This is a genomic window from Microvirga pudoricolor (genome assembly GCF_016892705.1).
Classification (GTDB): Bacteria; Pseudomonadota; Alphaproteobacteria; order Rhizobiales; family Beijerinckiaceae; genus Microvirga; species Microvirga pudoricolor.
The window spans coordinates 1-20,619 of record NZ_JAFEMB010000005.1; the positions used below are offsets into that span (position 1 = coordinate 1).

The 20,619-nt window shown below is 66.6% G+C and carries 19 protein-coding genes; 14 read left to right on the forward strand and 5 right to left on the reverse strand.

Features of this window, described 5'->3' with window-relative positions; genetic code table 11:
- Positions 1-887 precede the first annotated feature (887 nt).
- Positions 888-1,619: a DNA repair protein RecO gene (gene recO / locus ILT42_RS16000; protein ID WP_204216635.1), complete on the forward strand. Its 732-nt coding sequence runs from the start codon at positions 888-890 to the stop codon at positions 1,617-1,619.
- Positions 1,620-1,683: 64 nt separating this feature from the next.
- Entirely contained in the window at positions 1,684-3,930 is a 2,247-nt protein-coding gene (gene parC / locus ILT42_RS16005; protein WP_204216636.1) for a DNA topoisomerase IV subunit A, read from the forward strand.
- Between the two features lie 327 nt (positions 3,931-4,257).
- On the opposite strand, the gene ILT42_RS16010 is transcribed toward parC, so the two are convergent.
- The 5 genes from ILT42_RS16010 to hemB form a co-directional block, all read right to left on the reverse strand.
- Positions 4,258-5,004 (reverse strand): arginyltransferase, encoded by a 747-nt coding sequence (locus ILT42_RS16010; RefSeq protein ID WP_204216637.1) that lies wholly within the window; start codon positions 5,002-5,004, stop codon positions 4,258-4,260.
- A 108-nt stretch (positions 5,005-5,112) separates the two neighbouring features.
- The gene (locus tag ILT42_RS16015; protein ID WP_204216638.1) at positions 5,113-5,595 is read right to left on the reverse strand and encodes an RDD family protein; all 483 of its coding nucleotides are present in this window, start codon (positions 5,593-5,595) and stop codon (positions 5,113-5,115) included.
- Between the two features lie 19 nt (positions 5,596-5,614).
- Positions 5,615-6,856: a threonine ammonia-lyase gene (locus ILT42_RS16020; RefSeq protein ID WP_204216639.1), complete on the reverse strand. Its 1,242-nt coding sequence runs from the start codon at positions 6,854-6,856 to the stop codon at positions 5,615-5,617.
- A 26-nt stretch (positions 6,857-6,882) separates the two neighbouring features.
- Positions 6,883-8,217: a branched-chain amino acid ABC transporter permease gene (locus ILT42_RS16025; protein WP_204216640.1), complete on the reverse strand. Its 1,335-nt coding sequence runs from the start codon at positions 8,215-8,217 to the stop codon at positions 6,883-6,885.
- 46 nt (positions 8,218-8,263) lie between these two features.
- Positions 8,264-9,301, reverse strand: a complete 1,038-nt coding sequence (gene hemB, locus ILT42_RS16030; RefSeq protein WP_204216641.1) for a porphobilinogen synthase — start codon at positions 9,299-9,301, stop codon at positions 8,264-8,266.
- Between the two features lie 510 nt (positions 9,302-9,811).
- On the opposite strand from hemB, the gene ILT42_RS16035 reads away from it, so the two are divergent.
- From ILT42_RS16035 to ILT42_RS16090, 12 genes are all read left to right on the forward strand, one after another.
- Complete coding sequence (locus ILT42_RS16035; RefSeq protein WP_204216642.1) at positions 9,812-10,864, forward strand: enoyl-CoA hydratase/isomerase family protein; 1,053 nt, start codon at positions 9,812-9,814, stop codon at positions 10,862-10,864.
- A complete protein-coding gene (locus ILT42_RS16040; RefSeq protein ID WP_204216643.1) occupies positions 10,864-11,352 on the forward strand; it encodes a DUF6163 family protein in 489 nt (162 codons plus the stop codon). The genes ILT42_RS16035 and ILT42_RS16040 overlap by 1 nt, the downstream gene beginning before the upstream one ends.
- A gap of 257 nt (positions 11,353-11,609) precedes the next feature.
- Entirely contained in the window at positions 11,610-12,866 is a 1,257-nt protein-coding gene (locus ILT42_RS16045; protein WP_204216644.1) for a L,D-transpeptidase family protein, read from the forward strand.
- Between the two features lie 191 nt (positions 12,867-13,057).
- Positions 13,058-14,362, forward strand: coding sequence for a serine hydroxymethyltransferase (gene glyA / locus ILT42_RS16050; protein ID WP_407664588.1), 1,305 nt, complete (start codon positions 13,058-13,060; stop codon positions 14,360-14,362).
- Positions 14,363-14,371: 9 nt separating this feature from the next.
- Complete coding sequence (locus ILT42_RS16055) at positions 14,372-14,854, forward strand: hypothetical protein (RefSeq protein ID WP_204216645.1); 483 nt, start codon at positions 14,372-14,374, stop codon at positions 14,852-14,854.
- Positions 14,854-15,357: a transcriptional regulator NrdR gene (gene nrdR, locus ILT42_RS16060; RefSeq protein ID WP_204216646.1), complete on the forward strand. Its 504-nt coding sequence runs from the start codon at positions 14,854-14,856 to the stop codon at positions 15,355-15,357. Before ILT42_RS16055 ends, nrdR begins: the two co-directional genes overlap by 1 nt.
- On the forward strand, positions 15,354-16,454 hold the full coding sequence (gene ribD / locus ILT42_RS16065; RefSeq protein WP_204216647.1) for a bifunctional diaminohydroxyphosphoribosylaminopyrimidine deaminase/5-amino-6-(5-phosphoribosylamino)uracil reductase RibD: 1,101 nt from the start codon (positions 15,354-15,356) through the stop codon (positions 16,452-16,454). Before nrdR ends, ribD begins: the two co-directional genes overlap by 4 nt.
- Positions 16,454-17,089: a riboflavin synthase gene (locus ILT42_RS16070; RefSeq protein WP_204216648.1), complete on the forward strand. Its 636-nt coding sequence runs from the start codon at positions 16,454-16,456 to the stop codon at positions 17,087-17,089. The genes ribD and ILT42_RS16070 overlap by 1 nt, the downstream gene beginning before the upstream one ends.
- 175 nt (positions 17,090-17,264) lie before the next feature.
- Entirely contained in the window at positions 17,265-17,753 is a 489-nt protein-coding gene (ribH, locus tag ILT42_RS16075; RefSeq protein WP_204216649.1) for a 6,7-dimethyl-8-ribityllumazine synthase, read from the forward strand.
- Between the two features lie 3 nt (positions 17,754-17,756).
- The gene (nusB, locus tag ILT42_RS16080) at positions 17,757-18,233 is read left to right on the forward strand and encodes a transcription antitermination factor NusB (RefSeq protein WP_204216650.1); all 477 of its coding nucleotides are present in this window, start codon (positions 17,757-17,759) and stop codon (positions 18,231-18,233) included.
- A 132-nt stretch (positions 18,234-18,365) separates the two neighbouring features.
- Positions 18,366-19,346, forward strand: a complete 981-nt coding sequence (thiL, locus tag ILT42_RS16085) for a thiamine-phosphate kinase (protein WP_204216651.1) — start codon at positions 18,366-18,368, stop codon at positions 19,344-19,346.
- Positions 19,347-19,352: 6 nt separating this feature from the next.
- Positions 19,353-20,549: an MFS transporter gene (locus ILT42_RS16090; RefSeq protein WP_229428716.1), complete on the forward strand. Its 1,197-nt coding sequence runs from the start codon at positions 19,353-19,355 to the stop codon at positions 20,547-20,549.
- Positions 20,550-20,619: the final 70 nt, after the last annotated feature.

A 20,619-nucleotide genomic window follows, 5' to 3' on the forward strand; every position in this document is an offset into this window, starting at 1 on the left:
CGGCCCGGAGGGCCGGGAGCGGGTGGGAAACGCCATGTCCGGGAATGTCGCGTTGCCGCCCCTCCCCGGGGCGCTGATGCGCTCCGAGCCTCCCCCCCTGGGGGGGGGGGGGGGGCTCCCCCCCCGCGTCCCCCGGTCCCGGCCCCCCCGGTTCCGGCCGACGGGGCTCGGGCTGTGCGGCCGGGGGCTGCCTCGGTGCGGGTGGGGTCGCCTGCGCTGGAGGCGCTTGAGGCGGGGTGGCTTGGGGCGCCGGGCGCGGTGCGGGACGCTCGGCATCGGGCCCTGGGCCGGGACGTGGCGCGCCTCCGGGTGCATCCTGCTGGCGCGGGGGACGACCGGGACCTCCCTCCGGGCCCCCAGGACGCGGAGCCTGCTCGCCCGCGCGCGGGCGGTCCGGCCTCGGTCCGTCGGGGCCGCCGGGACGGGCGCCGGGTGCGCCGCCGCGTTCGCCGCCAGATCCTCTTTCGCCGGGACCTCGCTCTCCACCGCCACGCTCACCCGGGCCGCGCTCTCCGCCAGGGCCGTCGGGACGCCGGCGCCGGGGCTCATTGGGGTTGTCGCCGGGACCAGGAGCCGGTTCGGCCTGGGCCAAGACGGTGTTCGCAGGCCGGTCGGTCAGCTGAGCGGAGGCCGCCGTCACGGCCATCATGAGGGGCAGGGCCGTGCCTGCGAGGAGCAGGAGAGGGGAACGCATGATTGGATAGGTCCTCGTCTGTTTTTTCTTCGATCAGGAGCCTCGACAAACCCGCTGTCCGTTTCTTGTTCCTTCAGGTAACGTTCAGGTTGGCCCGCGAGGACGCCGATATACTTGATAAGACTGGAAAATTGGTCTCGCGATGACTACATGAAATTCTCGCAGATCTTCCCCTGGGCCCTGGATTCGGTGCATGCAATGGACGGATGACGGCATCGTGCTCGGTGCCCGCAAGCACGGCGAGGCCAGCGTGATTCTGGAGGCGATGACCCGGGAGCACGGACGCCATCTCGGGCTCGTACACGGTGGGCGCTCGAAGCGGCTCCAGCCGGTGCTTCAGCCCGGCAATGGCGTGCATGTGACCTGGAAGGCGCGGCTCGACGAGCATCTGGGGCTCTTCCAGGTCGAGGGCACCGCGCTGAGAGCCGCCCACCTCATGGGGTCGCCCCTTGCACTCTATGGCCTTGCAACGCTGGCTCACGATTTGCGCGCCCTGCCCGAGCGCGAGCCCTTCGGCGAGCTTTACGAAACGTTGACCGTTCTGGTCGACCATCTCTCGGACCCGGATCTGGCGCCGTCCATGTTCGTTCAGTTCGAACTGGAGCTGCTCGCGGATCTGGGGTTCGGGCTCGATCTGACGGTTTGCGCCGCCACGGGCCAGGAGAACGATCTGATCTACGTGTCGCCTAGGAGCGGCCGGGCGGTGAGTGCGGGAGCGGGCGAGCCCTACAAGGACCGGCTTCTGAAGCTCCCGGGCTTCCTGATCGGGCAGAGCCGGGAGAACAGGCCGAGGCCGGAGGATATCCGGGCCGGATTTGCGCTCACGGAATTCTTCCTGCATCAGAACGTCTTCCTGGAGCGGGGGCAGACCCAGCCCGAGGAGCGGGCGCGCTTCGTCGCACTCGCGACGTCTGGAGACAGCTGATTTGTTTCTGATATGTTCTCATATCGGAATGTGACGAACGATTCGTATTTGAGGATTTTCATCCATGGGTAAGACGGTCACCCCGCCCTCCGGCGGGGAGATTGAGAACATCAATCTGAAGGACGCCCTGGAAGAGCGCTATCTGGCGTATGCGCTGTCCACCATCATGCACCGGGCCCTGCCGGACGCGCGGGACGGCCTGAAGCCGGTCCACCGGCGGATCCTGCACGCCATGCGGCTCCTGCGGCTCGATCCGAAATCGGCGCCGAAGAAATGCGCCCGCGTGGTCGGCGACGTGATGGGCCAGTACCACCCCCACGGCGACCAGTCGATCTACGACGCCCTCGTGCGCATGGCCCAGGACTTCGCCCAGCGTTACCCGCTGGTGGAGGGACAGGGCAATTTCGGCAACATCGACGGCGATAACGCCGCCGCCATGCGTTACACCGAGGCGAAGCTGACGGAAGTGGCGCGGCTTCTGCTCGAAGGCATCGACGAGGACGCGGTCGATTTCCGTGAGACCTACGACCAGACCAACGAAGAACCCATCGTCCTTCCGGCCGCCTTCCCGAACCTGCTCGCCAACGGCTCGCAGGGCATCGCCGTGGGCATGGCGACCTCGATCCCGCCCCACAACGCGGCCGAACTCTGCGACGCGGCCCTGTACCTGATCGGCCATCCCAACGCGTCGTCCGAGCAACTCGTCACCTTCGTGCCGGGCCCCGATTTCCCGACAGGCGGCATCGTGGTCGATACCCCTTCCTCGATCATGGAGACCTACCGCACAGGGCGCGGCTCCTTCCGCGTACGGGCACGCTGGAACAAGGAGGATGTGAGCCGGGGCACGTGGAACATCGTCGTCACCGAGATCCCCTATTCGGTGCCGAAATCGCGCCTGATCGAGAAGATCGCGGAGCTCCTCCAGGAGAAGAAGCTGCCGCTCTTGGCCGACGTTCGCGACGAATCGGCCGAGGACGTGCGCATCGTTCTGGAGCCGCGCTCCCGCACCGTCGATCCGATCATCCTCATGGAATCGCTCTTCCGGCTGACCGAGCTGGAAAGCCGCATCCCGATGAACGTGAACGTGCTGGCGGGCGGCAAGGTGCCGAAAGTGCTCGGCCTCGCCGAGTGCCTGCGCGAGTGGCTCAACCATCGCCGCGACGTGCTCATTCGGCGCTCGACCCATCGGCTGTCGGTCATCGACCGGCGGCTGGAAATCCTCGGCGGCCTGCTCATCGTCTATCTCGATCTCGACCGGGTGATCAAAATCATCCGCGAGGAGGACGAGCCGAAGCAGGAGCTGATGCGCGTCTTCAAGCTCACCGAGATCCAGGCCAACGCCATCCTCGACACCCGCCTTCGTTCGCTGCGCAAGCTTGAGGAGATGGAGCTCAAGCGCGAGCAGGCCGCCCTCCAGGGCGAGAAGGCCACCATCGAGACCCTACTCGGCTCCGAGAAGATCCAGTGGAAGACGGTTTCGTCCGAGATCCGCGAGGCCCGCAAGCTGTTCGGGCCCGAGACGGCCTTGGGCAAGCGCCGCACGGTCTTCGCCGAGATGCCGGACACCTCCGACATCGACTTCGCGGAGGCCATGGTCGAGCGTGAGCCCATCACGGTGCTCGTGTCCCAGAAGGGCTGGATCCGGACCATGAAGGGCCACGTGGCCGATATCTCGGGCGTCCAGTTCAAGGGCGACGACGCGCTCAAGACCTCGTTCTTCACCGAAACCACCGCGAAGATCATGGTGGCGGCCACGAATGGACGCTTCTTTACCCTGGAGGCCTCCAAGCTGCCGGGCGGCCGCGGCTTCGGCGACCCCATCCGCCTCATGGTGGACCTGGAGGAGGGCGCCGATTTCATTTCGGCCTTCCCCTACAAGGCGAACGCGAAGCTCCTCGTGGTGGGCACCGACGGGCGCGGCTTCGTGGTGCCGACGAACGACCTCGTGGCCAATACCCGCAAGGGCAAGCAGATCCTCAACCTCGACGAGCCGTCCAAAGCCGTGGTCGTGACGGAGGTCGAGGGCGACACGGTGGCGATCATCGGCGAAAACCGGAAGATGCTGGTTTTCCCGTTGAAGCAGATCCCCGAAATGACCCGCGGCAAGGGCGTGCGCCTCCAGCGCTACAAGGATGGCGGCGTCTCCGACGCCAAGGTCTTCAAGCTCAAGGAGGGACTGACCTGGAAGGACACGGCGGGCCGCACCTGGACGGTCGCCAAGGAAGACCTGCGCGACTGGATCGGCGACCGCGCCGAAGCCGGCCGCCTTCCGCCCAAGGGCTTCCCGCGCAGCAACAGCTTCGGATCGTGATTACAGAAGCCCCGCCAAGCGATTGGCGGGGCTCTTTTTTGTGCCTTCCTCCTTGAGGGGAAGGTGTCACGGAGTGACGGATGGGGGTGGAGCGACTGGGTGAGTGATCAGCATGCTCTTACCGCCGTCATCCCCGGGCTTGACCCGGGGACCCACGTCTTGCGACGCGGGCGTGGGTGGCCGGATCAAGTCCGGCCATGACGGTAGAGGTGTATGCGCCGTGACGATCAATGGTGCGCTCTGACTTCTCCACCCCCACCTCGGTCGCTTGCGCGCCTGTCATCAAAGATTATGGAGAAGTCACGATGCGGGTTAAGCGCGGACTGATCACTCGAACCGCAGCCACCCCGGCGCCAACAATCGCTCCTGCGGGGTGAAGCGCGCCTTATAGGCCATCTTCTTCGAGCCTTCGACCCAGTAGCCCAGGTAGAGGTAGGGCAGGCCCATCTCTCGCGCGCGCTCGATATGGTCCAGAATCATGTGGGTGCCCAGGCTCCGGTCCAAGAGCTCGGGGTCGTAGAAGGAATAGACCATCGACAGTCCGTCGCTCATCACGTCGGTGAGACACACGGCCAGGAGGTCACCCGTGCCGCGCCCCGTGATGCCGCTGTCGATGCCCCGTCGGCGATACTCGATGATCGCCGTATCCACGTGGCTATCCTCGACCATCATCGAGTAGTCGAGAACGGTCATGTCGGCCATGCCGCCATCGGTGTGCCGGGCGTCGAGATAGCGGCGAAAGAGAGAGTATTGGTCCGAGGTCGGCTTGTTCGGCACAAGGGTGCCGATGATGTCCCGGTTCGTCTTCAGGACGCGCTTCATGTTGCCGGACGGCTCGAACTCCCGCGTGAGCACCCGCACGGACACGCAGGCCCGGCAGGTGTCGCAGGCCGGCCGGTAGGCGATGGTCTGAGAGCGGCGGAAGCCTCCCTGGGTCAGGATCTCGTTGAGATCCCGGCCCCGGCGCCCGACAATATGCGTGAAAACTTTCCTCTCCTCCTTGCCTGGCAGATAGGGGCAGACGGACGGGGAGGTGAGGTAGAATTGCGGCGGGTCGCGGGGTTGGCTCGTCACGCGGAATGCCTTGGATGAGAACCTTGAGCGCAAACTTAACGCTCAAGGATAACATTGGTCCCCGACACGTCCAGTCAAGGCATGCTGCGACGCGGCATCACAGCCCGATCAGGCCCGGACAACGAGGATTCCGGTGAGAAGATCGCGCACGAAGCGGCGGTCGCTTCGGGCGAAGCCCACGAGAATATCGCCTGCCCAGAGCAGAAAGGTCGGCGAGGCCACGTAGAACAGCAGGGCATGCACGGCCGCTGCCAGTCCGGACACCCGCCCGCCCGTGGAGGCATCCACGACCTTCAGCCCGTTCATCCGCATGCCGACGGTGGCCTGGGCCGGCCCGCCAATGGTGATGGCGTTGTAGAGCACGAAGGTCATCGCCATGAGCGGCAGGCCGACGGCGAAGAGCAGCCAACCGAATCCAAGGGTGACGATGCCGAAGATGAAGATCGCCACGCAGATGAGGCAGATCCAGAAGAAGATCACCACCAGGTCGATCAGGTATGCCCAGAACCGGCGCGATATGACGCCCTCCGTCATGCGCTCCAGTTCGTAAGAGCGCGCATCGATCACCGGCATGGTCGGCCCGCTGGCCATGGTTGTTCACTCCTCAAGATCAGTAAGCCGTCTCCGACAACCCTCGCGCATCGATCCGCTTGGGGGCAAGACCGTCCTGTGCCAGGGCCTCGAAGATCTCTGATGTATGCATTCTTCCGCGCGTTTCTATAGTCACGTCGATGGAAACCCCTTTGGCGGGCACGTCGAGGAACAGGCGGCCATGGGTGACCTCCAGGATGTTGGCGCCCAACGCGCCCAGGCGGCTCGCCAGGGTCCCCAGGAGGCCGGGACGGTCGTTGGACGTGATCCGGAACGAGGCGATCCGGTCGTCCCGCTCCAGCTCGCGCACCATCACGGAGGCGAGGAGGCGCGCGTCGATATTGCCGCCGCAGAGGACGAGGCCGACCTTGCGGCCCCGGAATCGCTCCGGCTCGGTGAGCATGGCGGCGAGGCCCGCCGCGCCCGCGCCCTCCGCCATGGTCCGCTGCAGGGTGGCGTAATCGTTCACGGCCCGCTCGATCAGCGCCTCCTCGACCAGGATGATGCTGGGTACGAGGTCGCGCACCACCGGCAGCGGCCGCTCGCCCACGGTCTTCACCGCGATGCCCTCCGCCAGGGTGGCCCCGCCGATGGGGAGGTCGGTGCCCCGCACGGCGTTCCAGAAGGACGGGTAGAGCGCGGCCTCGACGCCTACGATCTCGATGGCGGGCTTGACCGCCTTCGCGGCGACCGCAATGCCCGAGATGAGGCCGCCTCCGCCGATCGGCACCACGATCTGGTCCAGGTCGGGAACCTCCTCCAGCATCTCGAGGCCGATCGTGCCCTGGCCCGCCATCACCTTGGGGTCGTCGTAGGGGTGCACCAGCACCAAGCCTTCCTCCACAACGAGCTCCCGCGCTCTCTGGGCCGATTCGTAAAGCGTCTCGCCGAACAGGATAACCTTCGCGCCATGGGAGCGGGTGTTCTCCGCTTTCACCAGCGGCGTGCCCTCCGGCATCACGATGGTGGCCGGGATGCCGAGACGCTTGGCGTGGTAGGCGACCGCCTGGGCATGGTTGCCCGCCGACATGGCGATGACGCCCCGGCGGCGCTCGTCCGGAGTCAGGCTTTCCAGCTTCACGACGGCGCCGCGCTCCTTGAAGGAGCCCGTCGGCTGCATGTTTTCCAGCTTCACGAAAACCTGTGCACCGGTCAGCTGGGACAGGCGCGGGGATGGCATGAGGGGCGTGCGGAGCACCTGCCCCTTGATGGTCTGCGCGGCTTGTCTCACGTCGCCGATATCGATGGCGTATCCGGCCACGATGTCCTCCGTTCGGATTTCGCCCTCTAGACGGGGCGTGGTGTCGATTCCCGCAGGCCAAGGAATCCGCCCGGCCTGAAGATCAGGAAAACCGCGAGCGCCCCGTAGAGAGCGATGTCCCGGCCTTCGATGGGAAGGTAAGCCGACCAGAAGGTTTCGAACAATCCTACCGCAACGCCACCCAGGAGAGCCCCCGGTATGGAGCCGATGCCGCCGATGATCGCCGCGATGAGCGCCTTCAACCCGTACTGGAAGCCCGCCGCGAAGCCGATCCCGCCATATTGGGTCACGATCAGGAGCCCGGACAGGCCCGCCATCGCGCCCGCCAGCGCGAAGGTTGTCAGCGCCAGCCGGCGTTCGTCGACGCCGAGAATCGCCGCCATGCGGGCATCGTCCGCGGAGGCTCGCCAGGCCCGTCCGAACCTCGTCCCCTGCATGGTCCACAGGAGAACGGAGGCGGCCACGAGGGCGATGCCGGCGACGAGCAGGGAGACCGGCGTGAGGCTCACCACGAAAGCCCCGGATCGGGCCACCGGGATCGCCCCGGACCAGAGAGGCGGGAGCCAGACCGTGACGGGGCTTTGCGCCAGGCGCAGGAACTCCATGAGGGCGACCGACAGGCCCACCGTGGCGATAAGGCTCGGCTGGCTGCTGCGGGTCGTGATCCGGGTGATCGCGAGGGTGTTTCCGACGGCGCTGAAAAGCGCGCCAGCGAAGAGGGCTGCCGCCATCCCGAGCCCGAGCCCTACGAAGGGCGACGTGACCCCGAGCGCCACAAGGGCGATGGCCGCTCCGGCGACCGTGGCCGCCCCTCCAACCGCCGCCAACTCACCGAAGGCGAGACTGATCCGACCCGTCAGTCCGAAGACGAGCGCATAGGCGACGGACAGGAGCGCATAGATGCCGATCCGGGGCAGGGCGGCGAGGAGCTGCTGGAGCGCGTAGGCCAGCCCGAAGGGGATCTCGGACGCGTCGACGCGCAGCTCTCCGCCCGGGTCCCCCGCCACGCCCTCCGGCGTCTCGATGTAGTAGCGCTTGAGCAGATAGAGGTTGGCGCCGGGAAGGGGGCCACGCTCCGTCAGGATGCCTGTCAGCTCGGCCTTGTTGGGGGAGAGGCCATCGGCCGCGAATTGGCACAGGATGGAGCGGTCAAGAGGACGGCGGTTGGGCATGTCGACGGAATAGTCGATGCGCACGCTGCGGGGCCCCGGGCCGGCCTCGGCCCTCAGCACGGTGATCCGCCCGCCGGGATTGAGGGCCGGCAGGGCGGTCCGGCAGACCCGCGCCTGCTCGGCGTCCACGGAGAACCCGCATGCGGCGAGAAGGCTCAATCCAAGGAAGCACAGGGCGAGACGCCCCATGCGCGCGATGCTGGCTCGGATCACGTCACGTGGGTGGGTGAGAGGTTCAGGCTTTCAGCCTCTCGGCGACCCGTGGGGCGAAATAGGTGAGGATCCCGTCCGCGCCGGCCCGCTTGAAGGCGATGAGGCTTTCCATCATCGCTCTCTCGCCGTCAAGCCAACCGTTCTGGGCCGCCGCCTGGATCATGGCGTACTCGCCGGACACCTGGTAGGCGAAGGTGGGCACCGAGAAGGTGTCCTTCACCCGGCGGACGATGTCGAGATAGGGCAGGCCGGGCTTGATCATGACCATGTCGGCGCCCTCGTCGAGGTCGAGCGCGACCTCCCGCAGGGCTTCGTCCGAATTGGCCGGGTCCATCTGGTAGGTGCGCTTGTCGCCCACCAGGGTGGCGCTGGTGCCGATGGCGTCCCGGAACGGGCCATAGAAGGCGGAGGCGTACTTGGCCGCGTAGGCCATGATCTGCACGTCCTCGAAGCCGGCCGCGTCCAGGGCGTCGCGGATGGCACCCACCCGCCCGTCCATCATGTCGGACGGCGAGATGATGTCGGCGCCGGCCTCCGCCTGAAGCACGGCCTGCCTGGCCAGGACGTCCACCGTCGCGTCGTTGACGATCCGGTCACCTTCCATCACGCCGTCATGACCGTGGCTGGTATAGGGGTCGAGGGCCACATCCGTCATGATGCCGATCTCCGGCACGGCCCGCTTGATCTCCCGCACGGCGCGGCAGACGAGGTTGCGGCTATTGACGGCCTCGGACCCGGTCGGGTCGCGAAGGGACGGGTCGGTGTTCGGGAACAGGGCGATGACGGGGATGCGCAGCGTGGCGGCCCGCTCGGCCTCCCGCACCGCCTGATCCACCGTGAGGCGCTCGACGCCGGGCATGGAGCCCACGGCCTCGCGAGCCCCCGAGCCTTCGTTCAGGAAGAGCGGCCAGATCAGATCGTCGACGGAGAGGCTGTTCTCGCGCACCAGGCGCCGCGTCCAATCGGCCTTTCGGTTGCGGCGCGGCCGGTGCGTCAGGGACAGCGAGAACGCGGGAGCATCCTGCACCACCGGGCGGGGGAACGACGACAGCTTCGACATCGATCTTTTTCGATCCTCTTCCGACGCCGGCTGCCAGTACCGGCTCGGATGGAGGTATCACATTTGAATGGATGTAAAAAAGGCGCCGATGTCGCATTTCCTCTTGGGGTGGCGAGGTCGTGAGAGGATTCTCCCTGTCCATGACAAGCGTGGCGCTTTTGCCCTCCACCCTTGCGGGGAGGGTCGAGTCGCGAAGCGACCGGGGCGGGGATGAAGACGTCGGAGCGGATCGTGAATTGTTGGAGCGCACGCGCCGCTACCGTCATGGCCGGACTTGATCCGGCCACCCACGGGTCAACGTCGCAAGGGGTGTCATCGGAGACGTGGGTCCCCGGCTCGAGGCCGGGGATGACGCGGCGAAGAGTTATGCCGCCATCGCTCACCCAGACGCCCCTCATCCGAGCGCGTCGCGCCCACCTTCCCCGCAAGGGGAAAGGAACAAGCGCCCATCCGTTGACGCATCCCCCAACGCCCGTCTAAGCCCTTGAGCTGGGATAAAGGGAGCGCTCCATGGCAGCCGATGACGAGGTGATCTGCGAGAAGCGTGGGGCAGCCGGGCTCATCACCCTCAACCGGCCCCAGGCCCTGAACGCCTTGACCCTGGGCATGGTGCGCGCGATGCGCAAGGCGCTCGATTCCTGGACCGCCGACCCGTCCGTGACCCGCGTCGTCGTGACGGGAGCGGGCGACAAGGCGTTCTGCGCGGGAGGCGACATCCGACGCCTGCACGACCTCGGCAAGGCGGGCGAGACCGAGGAAGCGCTGGCGTTCTGGCGCGAGGAGTACCAGCTCAACGCCCTGATTCACCGCTATCCCAAGCCCTATGTGGCGCTGGCGGACGGGATCGTGATGGGCGGGGGCTTCGGGATTTCCGTCCACGCGCCCTACAGGGTCGGCGGGCCGCGCTACCTCTTCGCGATGCCGGAGGTCGGGATCGGCTTCTTCCCTGACGTGGGCGGAATCTATGCGCTGCCCCGCCTGCCGGGCCGGACCGGCACCTACCTGGCGCTCACCGGAGACCGGATCCGCCTCGCGGACGCGGCCTATCTCGGCCTCGTCACCCATCCGGTCCCGTCCGAGGCCATCGAAGCCATCAGACTCGCCCTGGTCGAGGGTGCGCCCGTGGGCGAGACCCTGTCAGTCCACGCGATGGATGCCGGACCCGCGCCCCTCGCGGACCATCGTGACGTCATCGACGCCTGCTTCTCGGCCGACAGCGTGCAGGGCGTCCTGGACCGCCTCGACCAGGCGGCCACCGAGGGGTCGGGCTTCGCCGCCAAGGCGGCCGCGACCATGAGGACCAAGTCGCCGACGAGCATGTCCATCGCCTTGGAGCAGATGCGCCGGGGCGGAGCGCTCGACTTCGACGAGGCCATGCGCACCGATTTCCGCGTGGTGAGCCGGATCGCGCGAGGGCACGACTTCTACGAAGGCGTGCGTGCGGTCATCATTGACAAGGACAACGCCCCGTCCTGGAAGCCCGCGACACTGGGTGAGGTCGACCCGCAGGCCATCGCCCACCACTTCTCCAGCCTCGAATCCGACGAGTTGAAGATCGCCTGATGCCCCAGCCCCAATCCGCTCACTCCCAAGCGTCGCGCCAGCCGGTCGGCCTGTCCAAGGAACATCCCTCCGACCGAATCGAGGAGGCGGTCCCGTCCTCCGGCCTGCGCTGGAGCCTCATCCTCACCTGGTTCATGCGCGTCCTGGCGATTCTCTGGATCATGAAGGGCTTGAGCGCCTGGGCCGTTATCCTGGGGGTCTGGACACCCGCTGGCCTGTTCGAGACGCGCTCCCTCGGCTACCAGGCAACCATCGTCTATTTCGCCCTGATCGACCTTATCGCCGCCGTTGGGTTGTGGATGGTGAGCAGCTGGGGCGGTGTCATGTGGCTGCTCGCGATCATGAGCCACCTGATTCTCGCCGCGTTCTTTCCCGGCATCGTCGCGAGCGGCGTCTCCACGCTGGCGTTTTTCCTGGGACTGCTGGTGGTTTATCTGGCCATTTCCTGGCTTTCGGCGCGGGAGACGCAGCCGAAAACCCAAGCTTGAAGCCCTCGCCGGCTCAGCCCAGACTGGGCCCGAAGGATATATTGTGGCCTCCAGGTCACAGTTGGCAATTCCCTAACCATAAGCCTTCGCCTTTGCGGCAAGTATGGGCACACAAACGTGTTTTGCCTTAAATCGGCCCCGATGTTCTCTGTTTTCGATACCGTTCGTTAAATCTATCCCGGCAATTTCGGCTGGGAGCGAAGGGTGAGACGAACGCCCTTTTCGTCCTGGATCGTCATCAACCGAGAGCCTCGTTCATGCTGTCTCGCCGTCGCCTTCTCCTGACAGGGTCCGCCGCCCTCATCCTCACGCCCGCGATGGCTTCCGCGCAGGGCCAGGCCGAGTGGTCGCAAAATTACGAGGCCGTGTCCCGCAGCCGCGTCCAGCGGACCTCGACTCCTATCCTCTCGCCTGAGACGGTGGCCACCACCGAGCAGATGATCCAGCGCTACCGCGACATCGCTTCCCGCGGCGGATGGCCGTCCGTGCGCGGCACGGAAGGGTTGCGCGTCGGCTCCAACGGCCCGGCGGTCGGGCTACTGCGCCAGCGCCTCATCGTCACGGGCGACCTCGATCCCAACGCCGGCGATTCGCCGATCTACGATTCCTATGTCGAGGCCGCCGTGCGACGCTTCCAGGCGCGTCACGGCATCGGCGCCACGGGCTCCATGAACAGCACCACCGTGGCGGCCATGAACGTGCCGGCCGACATCCGCGCCCGGCAGCTCGAGATCAACCTCGTGCGCCTGCGTACCTATTCGGGCAATCTCGGTGGCCGCTACGTAATCACCAACATCCCGGCGGCCCTCGTCGAGACGGTTGAGGGGGGGCAGGTCCATACCCGCCACGCCGCCGGCGTTGGCAAGATCGACCGCCAGTCGCCCCTGCTGAATTCGAAGGTGGTCGAGATCAACTTCAACCCGTTCTGGACGGCGCCCGCATCGGTGGTGAAGAAGGATCTCATCCCCAAGATGCAGAAGGAGCCGAACTACCTGACGGAGAACAAGATCCGCATCTTCAACGGTGCCGGTCAGGAGATTCCGTCGAGCCAGATCAACTGGTTCTCCGACGAGGCGACCCGCTACCGCTTCCGCCAGGATCCCGGTGGCGACCTGAACTCGATGGGCTACGTGCGCATCAACATCCCGAACCCGCACGGCGTCTATATGCACGACACGCCGTCCAAGGGCATCTTCGGCGACGATTTCCGCTTCGTATCCTCGGGCTGCGTGCGCCTGCAGAACATTCGCGACTATATCGAGTGGCTGCTGAAGGACACTCCCGGCTGGAGCCGCGAGCAGATCGACGCCACGTTCAAGTCCGGCGACCGAATCGATGCCCGCCTGTCGACCGCTGTTCCGATCTATTGGGTGTACGTCACGGCCTGGGCGACACCGGACGGCCTCGTGCAGTTCCGCGACGATATCTACAACAAGGACGGCCTCGGCGGATCGATCCCGGTGGCCAGCCGCACGCCGACCGAGCCGGACCAGGAAATGTTCCTGCAGAACTGAGCCGGTTCACGTCATTCCAGCGGCCCGCCCCATGGCGGGCCGTTTCGCGTTTCAGGCGTCGCGGTCCTGGGTACTGGTCCTGGGGTGGCGGGTTCCATGGCCCCATGTTAAAGGCTCGGGCGAAAGTTCCATCGGCTCGCGGCGGATTTCGGTCGGCCTCGCGGGGCCGCCACTTGAGGTGAGGGTTCAACATGAGCATGAGCGAAAAGGCCCAAGGCCATCTGTCCAATAGCTTTTTCTCGGCCAGCCTTGCCGACAGCGACCCGGAGATCGCCCGCTCCATTGAGCTTGAGCTCGGCCGCCAGCGCGACGAGATCGAGCTGATCGCCTCCGAGAACATCGTGTCCCGCGCTGTGTTGGAGGCTCAAGGGTCGGTGATGACGAACAAGTACGCGGAGGGCTATCCGGGCCGCCGCTACTATGGCGGCTGCCAGTTCGTGGACATCGCCGAGAACCTCGCCATCGACCGCGCCAAGCGCCTGTTCGATTGCAAGTTCGCCAACGTCCAGCCCAATTCCGGTTCCCAGGCCAATCAGGCCGTGTTCATGGCCCTCATGAAGCCCGGCGACACCTTCATGGGCCTCGATCTCGCCTGCGGCGGCCACCTGACCCATGGGGCACCCGTCAACATGTCGGGCAAGTGGTTCAACGTGGTGAGCTACAAGGTCCGTCCCGAGGACCAGATCATCGACATGGATGAGGTCGCGGCCCTCGCCCGGGAGCACAAGCCCAAGGTGATCGTGGCGGGCGGCTCGGCCTATTCCCGCTTCTGGGACTTTGCCCGCTTCCGCGAGATCGCCGATGAAGTCGGCGCGTATTTCATGGTGGATATCGCGCATTTCGCGGGCCTCGTGGCCGGCGGCGCCCACCCGTCCCCGTTCCCGCACGCTCATGTGGCCACGACGACGACCCACAAGACCCTGCGCGGCCCCCGCGGCGGCATGATCCTCACCAACGACGAGGATCTAGCCAAGAAATTCAACTCGGCCGTCTTCCCCGGCCTTCAGGGCGGGCCCCTGATGCATGTCATCGCCGCCAAGGCGGTGGCCTTCGCCGAGGCTCTGCGGCCTGAGTTCAAGCTCTATGCCCGCTCGGTGGCCGACAACGCCAAGGTGCTCGCCGACACGATCCTGTCCGGCGGCTACGCGATCGTGGCGGGTGGGACCGACAATCACCTGATGCTGGTGGATCTGCGGCCGAAGAAGCTCACCGGCAAGGCCGCCGAGCTGTCGCTCGGTCGCGCCCACATCACCTGCAACAAGAACGGCGTGCCCTTCGATCCCGAGAAGCCGATGGTCACCTCCGGCATCCGCCTGGGCACCCCAGCAGCGACCTCGCGGGGGTTCGGCGTGGCCGAGTTCAAGCGGGTGGGCGAGCTGATCGTCGAGACCCTCGACGGACTGGCCAAGAACGGCGAGGAGGGCAACGCCGAGGTGGAGGCTTCGGTGCGAAAGCGGGTCCACGAGTTGACCCGCCGCTTCCCGATCTACGGGTGATCGAATTCAATGGCAGAAGTCCAGGCTGCAACGGCGCCAAGACAATCACGCGTCCTGGCGGCCTTCATCTTATCACCGTTAGCCGCCGGTCTGGCTTTCCTCTCGCCCCTGATCGTATCTGTCGTGTTCGAGATGTTAAGCGCGTCCAAGGATGCGGCCTACATGCTTGAGGTCAAGACGACTGCCTTAAAGACTGCTGCATTTGTGACCTCGGTCTGTGCCTTCGGGGCTACAATCATTCTTGGTCTACCAGTTTATTGTCTGCTCCGCAGAAGAGGTTCGATTTCTCCGCTTATGTCGGTCCTTACTGGAGGGATGGTCGCCTTCACAGCCGCATCCCTCGTTCTGATAGGGAATGATTGGGCGCATACGAGTATCGAGACTGTTTCCGGCCTATTGGCTAAGATTTTTGTTTGCGGGCTGTTAGGCGGCCTTGTTTTCTGGCTCTGTGCGTTCTGGCGCGATCCAGATTTGATAGTTGTGAGTGCCTGATGCGCTGCCCCTATTGCGGAAGCCTGGACACCCAGGTGAAGGACTCGCGACCGACGGACGACGCCTCGTCGATCCGCCGGCGCCGGGTCTGTCCCGATTGCGGGGGCCGCTTTACGACCTTCGAGCGGGTGCAGCTGCGCGAGCTTTTCGTGGTCAAGCGCTCCGGCCGTCGGGTGCCTTTCGACCGGGACAAGATGGAGCGCTCGGTCGAGGTGGCCCTGCGCAAGCGCTCGGTCGATCCCGAGCGGGTGGAGCGGATGCTCAACGGCATCGTGCGCCAGCTCGAGAGCCAGGGTGAGACCGATGTGCCGAGCGAGACGGTTGGCGAAATGATCATGGAAGGCCTGAAGGCCCTCGATCACGTGGCCTATGTGCGGTTCGCGTCCGTCTACAAAAACTTCGGCGAAGCCAAGGACTTCGAGGATATTCTTGGTAAGTTGGCCGAGGTCGAAGGCACCGTGGCGCCCCGCAAGAAGAGCGGCGCTCGAACCTCCGACGAATGAGCGCCGGGACCGACAGGCGCCTGATGGCGCTGGCACTGACCCTCGGTGAGCGCAATCTCGGTCGGACTTGGCCGAACCCCTCCGTGGGCGCGGTCGTGGCGGACGAGGATGGGTCCCTGATCGTCGCCGGGGGTGCGACCCAGCCCGGCGGGAGGCCCCATGCGGAGCGCGTGGCCCTCGCGTCGGCCGGGGAGGCTGCCAGGGGCCGGACCCTTTATGTCTCCCTCGAGCCCTGCTCCCACCACGGGAAATCACCGCCCTGCAGCGATGCCGTGATCGCGTCCGGGATCCGGCGCGTGGTCTCGGCCATCGAGGATCCGGACGACCGTGTGGCCGGGCGAGGCCATGCCCTGTTGCGCGCCGCCGGGATTTCCGTCGAGGTCGGGTGCCTGGCCGATCGGGCCCGGCGCAGCCATCGCGGTCACATGACGAGGGTCACGAAGGGTCGTCCTGCCGTGACCGTCAAGCTTGCCCGGACAACCGAAGGGTTTGCGGGGTCACGGTCCGGCCCAAGGCTCCTGATCACAGGCGAAGACGCCAGGGCTCGGGTCCACCTGATGCGGGCGCACGCGGATGCCATCATGGTCGGCATCGGCACGATCCTGGCCGACGATCCGTTTCTCGACGTGCGCCTGCCGGGCCTTGAGAGCCGGTCCCCGATCCGGATCGTCATCGACAGCGGGCTCCGGACCCCTGTCGGGTCCAGGATCGTCGGGGATAGCGGCCGCGTCCCGACCTGGATCGTCACGACGGCGGGGGCATCCTTCGAGGCGGAGCGGGCGTTCGTGGCCTCCGGCGCGGAGGTCCTTCGGGTCGAGCCCGATGCGGCCGGGCGAGTGGATCTGGGTCAGGCGCTGCAGCTTCTCGGAGCGCGGGGGCTGACGCGGGTTTTCTGCGAGGGCGGGCCGGAGCTTGCGAACGCGCTGGCGCGGGCCGATCTGATCGACGAGCTGACCCTCGCCACCGGGCGTTCGGCGCGAGGGCAGGGCGATGTCCCGGCCCTGGGGCCCGACCTGCAGGATTTCATGGACGGCCTGCGCCTCGTCGGTGACGAGGGGGCCGGATCCGATCTGTTCATGTTCTGGGAGAAACCCTGATGTTCACTGGCATCGTGACCGATATGGGCGAGGTCGTCGCCGCGGAGGGCCAGCAGGGCACCCTGAAGCGCCTGCGCATCCAGGCCACCTACGATCCGGCCACCATCGCTCTCGGCGCATCCATCGCCTGCGGCGGGCCATGCCTCACGGTGGTGGATGTCGGCGCCCGCGAGGGCGGATGCTGGTTCGACGTGGACGCGGCGGCCGAAACCCTGGCGCTCACCACCGTGGGCGAATGGGCGCCCGGCACCCGCATCAATCTCGAGCGCTCCCTGAAGATCGGCGACGAGCTCGGCGGCCATATCGTCACGGGTCACGTGGATGGCCTTGCCACCATCGTGAGCCGGGAGGAGATCACGGCGGGAGACGGGCCGTGGGGGGCGACCGCCCGATTCACCATCCGGGCGCCCCATGCCCTGGCGCCTTTCATCGCCGCCAAAGGCTCCGTCTGCCTGGATGGCACCTCTCTCACGGTGAATACGGTGGAGGGCGACCTGTTCTCCGTTCTGATCATCCCGCACACTCTCGACGTGACCACATGGGGTACGCGAAAGGCCGGCGACCGGCTGAATCTGGAGGTCGATCTGATGGCGCGATACGCCGCACGGCTTGCGGATGCGCGTGCCGCGGGGTAGGGAGCGCAGATCTTTCCAAATCTAAGCCCTCGCCTTGAGAGGCTGGCCGACGAAGCTCCAACGGGCTCTCCTCCCCACAAGGGGGAGGGGAACCTGTACTACAGCTTCATGAGCGAGACTCCCGGGATGAGGCGACCTCATCGGTCCTCCTTTCCACCCTATTTGATTGAAACCCATGGTCTCACACGGTCCCAAGACAGATTCCCGCCCCGCCGTTCCCGGTGTCCGCATCCTCGTCGTCGAGGCGCGCTTCTACGACGATATCGCCGACCAGCTCCTCAAAGGCGCCCGCGCCGTGATCGAGAAGGCAGGCGGTGCGGCCGACGTGCTGACCGTGGACGGCGCACTGGAAATCCCCGCCACCGTCACTCTGGCCCTCGATGCCGCCGAAAAGGCCGGCCGTCCCTATGACGGCGTCATCGCCCTCGGCTGCGTCATCCGCGGCGATACGGGCCACTACGACATCGTGGCGGGCGAGAGCGCCCGGGCGCTCATGGACATTTCGGTCCAGCGTCCGATACCCCTCGCCAACGGCATCCTGACCGTGGAGAATGACGCGCAGGCCTGGACCCGGGCCCGGGTGGGCGAATTGAATAAGGGCGGCGGCGCGGCCGAGGCCGTGCTGGCCGTCATCCGGATCGTCCGCCAGCTTCAGGAGGCTTGAGCCATGTCCAAACCCGCAGAGCGCTCCGCCGCGCGTTTGGCCGCCGTCCAGGCCCTGTACCAGATGGACGTCTCCGGCAAGGGCGTCATCGACGCGCTGGCCGAATTCGAGGCCTTTTGGATCGGCCGCGAGGTCGAGGGCATCGAGTTCAAGCCGTCCGACACCGACTTCTTCCGCAATATCCTGTCGGGCGTGGTGAACAACCAGCGCGCCATCGACCAGACGATCGACAAGGCCTTGGCCCAGGGTTGGCCGCTCACCCGCATCGAGGCGGTGCTTCGCGCCATCCTGCGCGCGGGCGGCTACGAGCTCATGTTCCGCAAGGACGTGCCGGCCCGGGTCGTGATCACCGAGTACGTAGACGTGGCCCATGGGTTCTACGGCGAGGACGAGCCGGGACTCGTGAACGCGGTTCTGGACTCCGTTGCCCGCGAGGTGCGGGTCGGCGAGCTGGAAAAGCGCGCCGCCGGCAAGCGCTGACCGCCCCGCCGCTATTCCCTCGCCCTCGTGGCGCGGTTTAGGCTGTGGGATGAGCGCCCGACCTGTCGGATCGACGCTCCCCCCACCTCCAGCTCCTTCCCGCCAGGGGAGGGCATGTCCGCGTGCCCATCCATGACCCGCCCCACCGAAGATAGCCTCATCGCCCGGTTCTTCGCCCCGATCGCGGACCAAGCGGGTCTTGGCCTGAGGGACGACGCCGCCTGCTTCGCGCCCACGCCGGGCCGGGATCTCGTGTTGACCGTCGATGCCCTGGTCGAGAGCGTCCATTTCCTGCCTGACGACCCGCCTGGTTCCGTGGCCCGCAAGGCTCTTGGCGTGAACGTCTCCGATCTGGCCGCCAAGGGGGCCGACCCACGGGGATTCCTGCTGAGCCTCGCACTTCCCATGGGCTGGACCGAGGAATGGCTGGCGGCCTTCGCGGCGGGACTCGGAGAGGCCGCGCGGGAGTTCGGGTGCCCGCTTCTGGGCGGCGATACGGTCAAGGCAAGCGGTGCGCTCTCCCTGTCGGTGACGGCGCTCGGCGAGGTCCCGTCCGGCCGCATGGTGCGGCGGACCACGGCTCGCCCCGGCGATGCCATCTGTGTCTCCGGAACGATCGGAGACGCCGCCCTGGGCCTCGACCTGCGCCGCGACCCGGCCTGGGCCGCATTCCTGTCGGAGGACGAGCGCTCGCACCTGGCCGACCGGTATCTCCATCCTCGGCCCCGCCATGGCCTCGCGAGGGCGTTGAGGCGCTATGCCCATGCTGCCATGGATGTGTCGGACGGCCTTGCGGGAGACCTCGCCAAAATGCTGCGGGTCAGCGGCGTGACAGGCTGGGTCGATGCCGAAGCGGTGCCCTTGTCGGACGCGACGCGCCGGGCCGTGGGGGTCGAGCCGAGGCTCCTGGATCGGGCGCTGACCGGCGGCGACGACTATGAGATTCTCTGCACCTGTCCGAAAGACAGGATCGACAGTCTCGTGGAGGAGGCCGATAAGGCGGGCGTACCGGTGACCGTCATCGGCCAGGTTCTAGCGGGCGAGGGCCTTCCGGCGTTTCGGTTCGGCGACACCGAGAGGCGCTTCGAGACCGGATCGTTCTCGCATTTCTGAGGCACCATGTCCGCCATTCCAGATGACCGCCTCGCCAAGCGCAATGCCCTCATCCTGTCCGGCGCGCAGGCCTTCGGCGGGGCGAGCCCGGCCATCGTGGTCTCGCTCGGCGGCCTCGTCGGCCAGACCCTCGCGCCCGCTCCGCAATATGCGACCCTCCCGGTCAGCCTGATCAACCTCGGCCTCGCGCTCGGGACGATTCCGGCCGCGATGGTGATGCGCCGGGCAGGGCGGCGCACGGGCTACATCCTGGGGTCCGCCACGGGCGTCGCGGCAGGCTGCGTGGCGGCCGCCGGGATCGCCTCCGCGAGCTTCGCGCTCTTCTGTCTCGGCACGTTCATGGCCGGGTTCTGGGGCTCGTACACCCAAAGCTACCGGTTCGCCGCCACCGACACCGCTTCGGAAGCTTTCAAGCCGCGCGCGATCTCCTGGGTCATGGCGGGGGGCCTCGCCGGAGGGGTCATCGGACCGCAAATCATCATCTGGACGCGGGACGTGCTCGTCACGGCGCCGTTCGCGGCGGCCTTCCTGGGGCAGGCGGCGCTGGCCCTGCTCACTCTCGTGGTCGTGTCCTTCCTCCGGCCCGCCCCGGTGGCCTCCGCCGTCAAGCCCGGCGGACGTCCGCTGGGCGAGATCGTGTCTCAGCCCCGGTTTGTCGTGGCCGTGGTCACCGGGCTCGTCTCCTACGGGCTCATGACCTTCCTGATGACGGCCGCCCCCCTCGCGATGATCGGCTGCGGGCACTCGGTTGGAGACGCAGCCCTCGGCATCCAGTGGCATATCCTCGCCATGTTCGGCCCGAGCTTCTTCACCGGCCGCCTGATCGCGCGCTTCGGCAAGGAGCGCATCACGGCGCTCGGCCTGGTCCTCATCGCGGCGGGCGCCGTCATGGGTCTCACGGGACTGGACCTCGTTCACTTCTGGGGCGCCCTCATCCTGCTCGGCATCGGCTGGAACTTTGGCTTCATCGGAGCCACCGCCCTGGTGACCGATTGCTACCGGCCCGAAGAGCGCAACAAGGTGCAGGCCGCCAACGACTTCCTGGTGTTCGGGTCCGTGGCCGTCGCGTCCTTTTCGTCCGGATCCCTTCTGAACTCCGGCGGATGGCTCCTGGTGAACTCCCTCGTCTTCCCGCCCATCGCCGTGGCTTTGGGCCTGCTCGCATGGCAGACGCACCGGCGCGCGGCCGCGCTATCCGCCTGAACTCTCCTGTGAATCTTATCCAGAAGTCGCGTTGTGGGGTGTCCTAATATTTGGCACCAAAGTCACACAC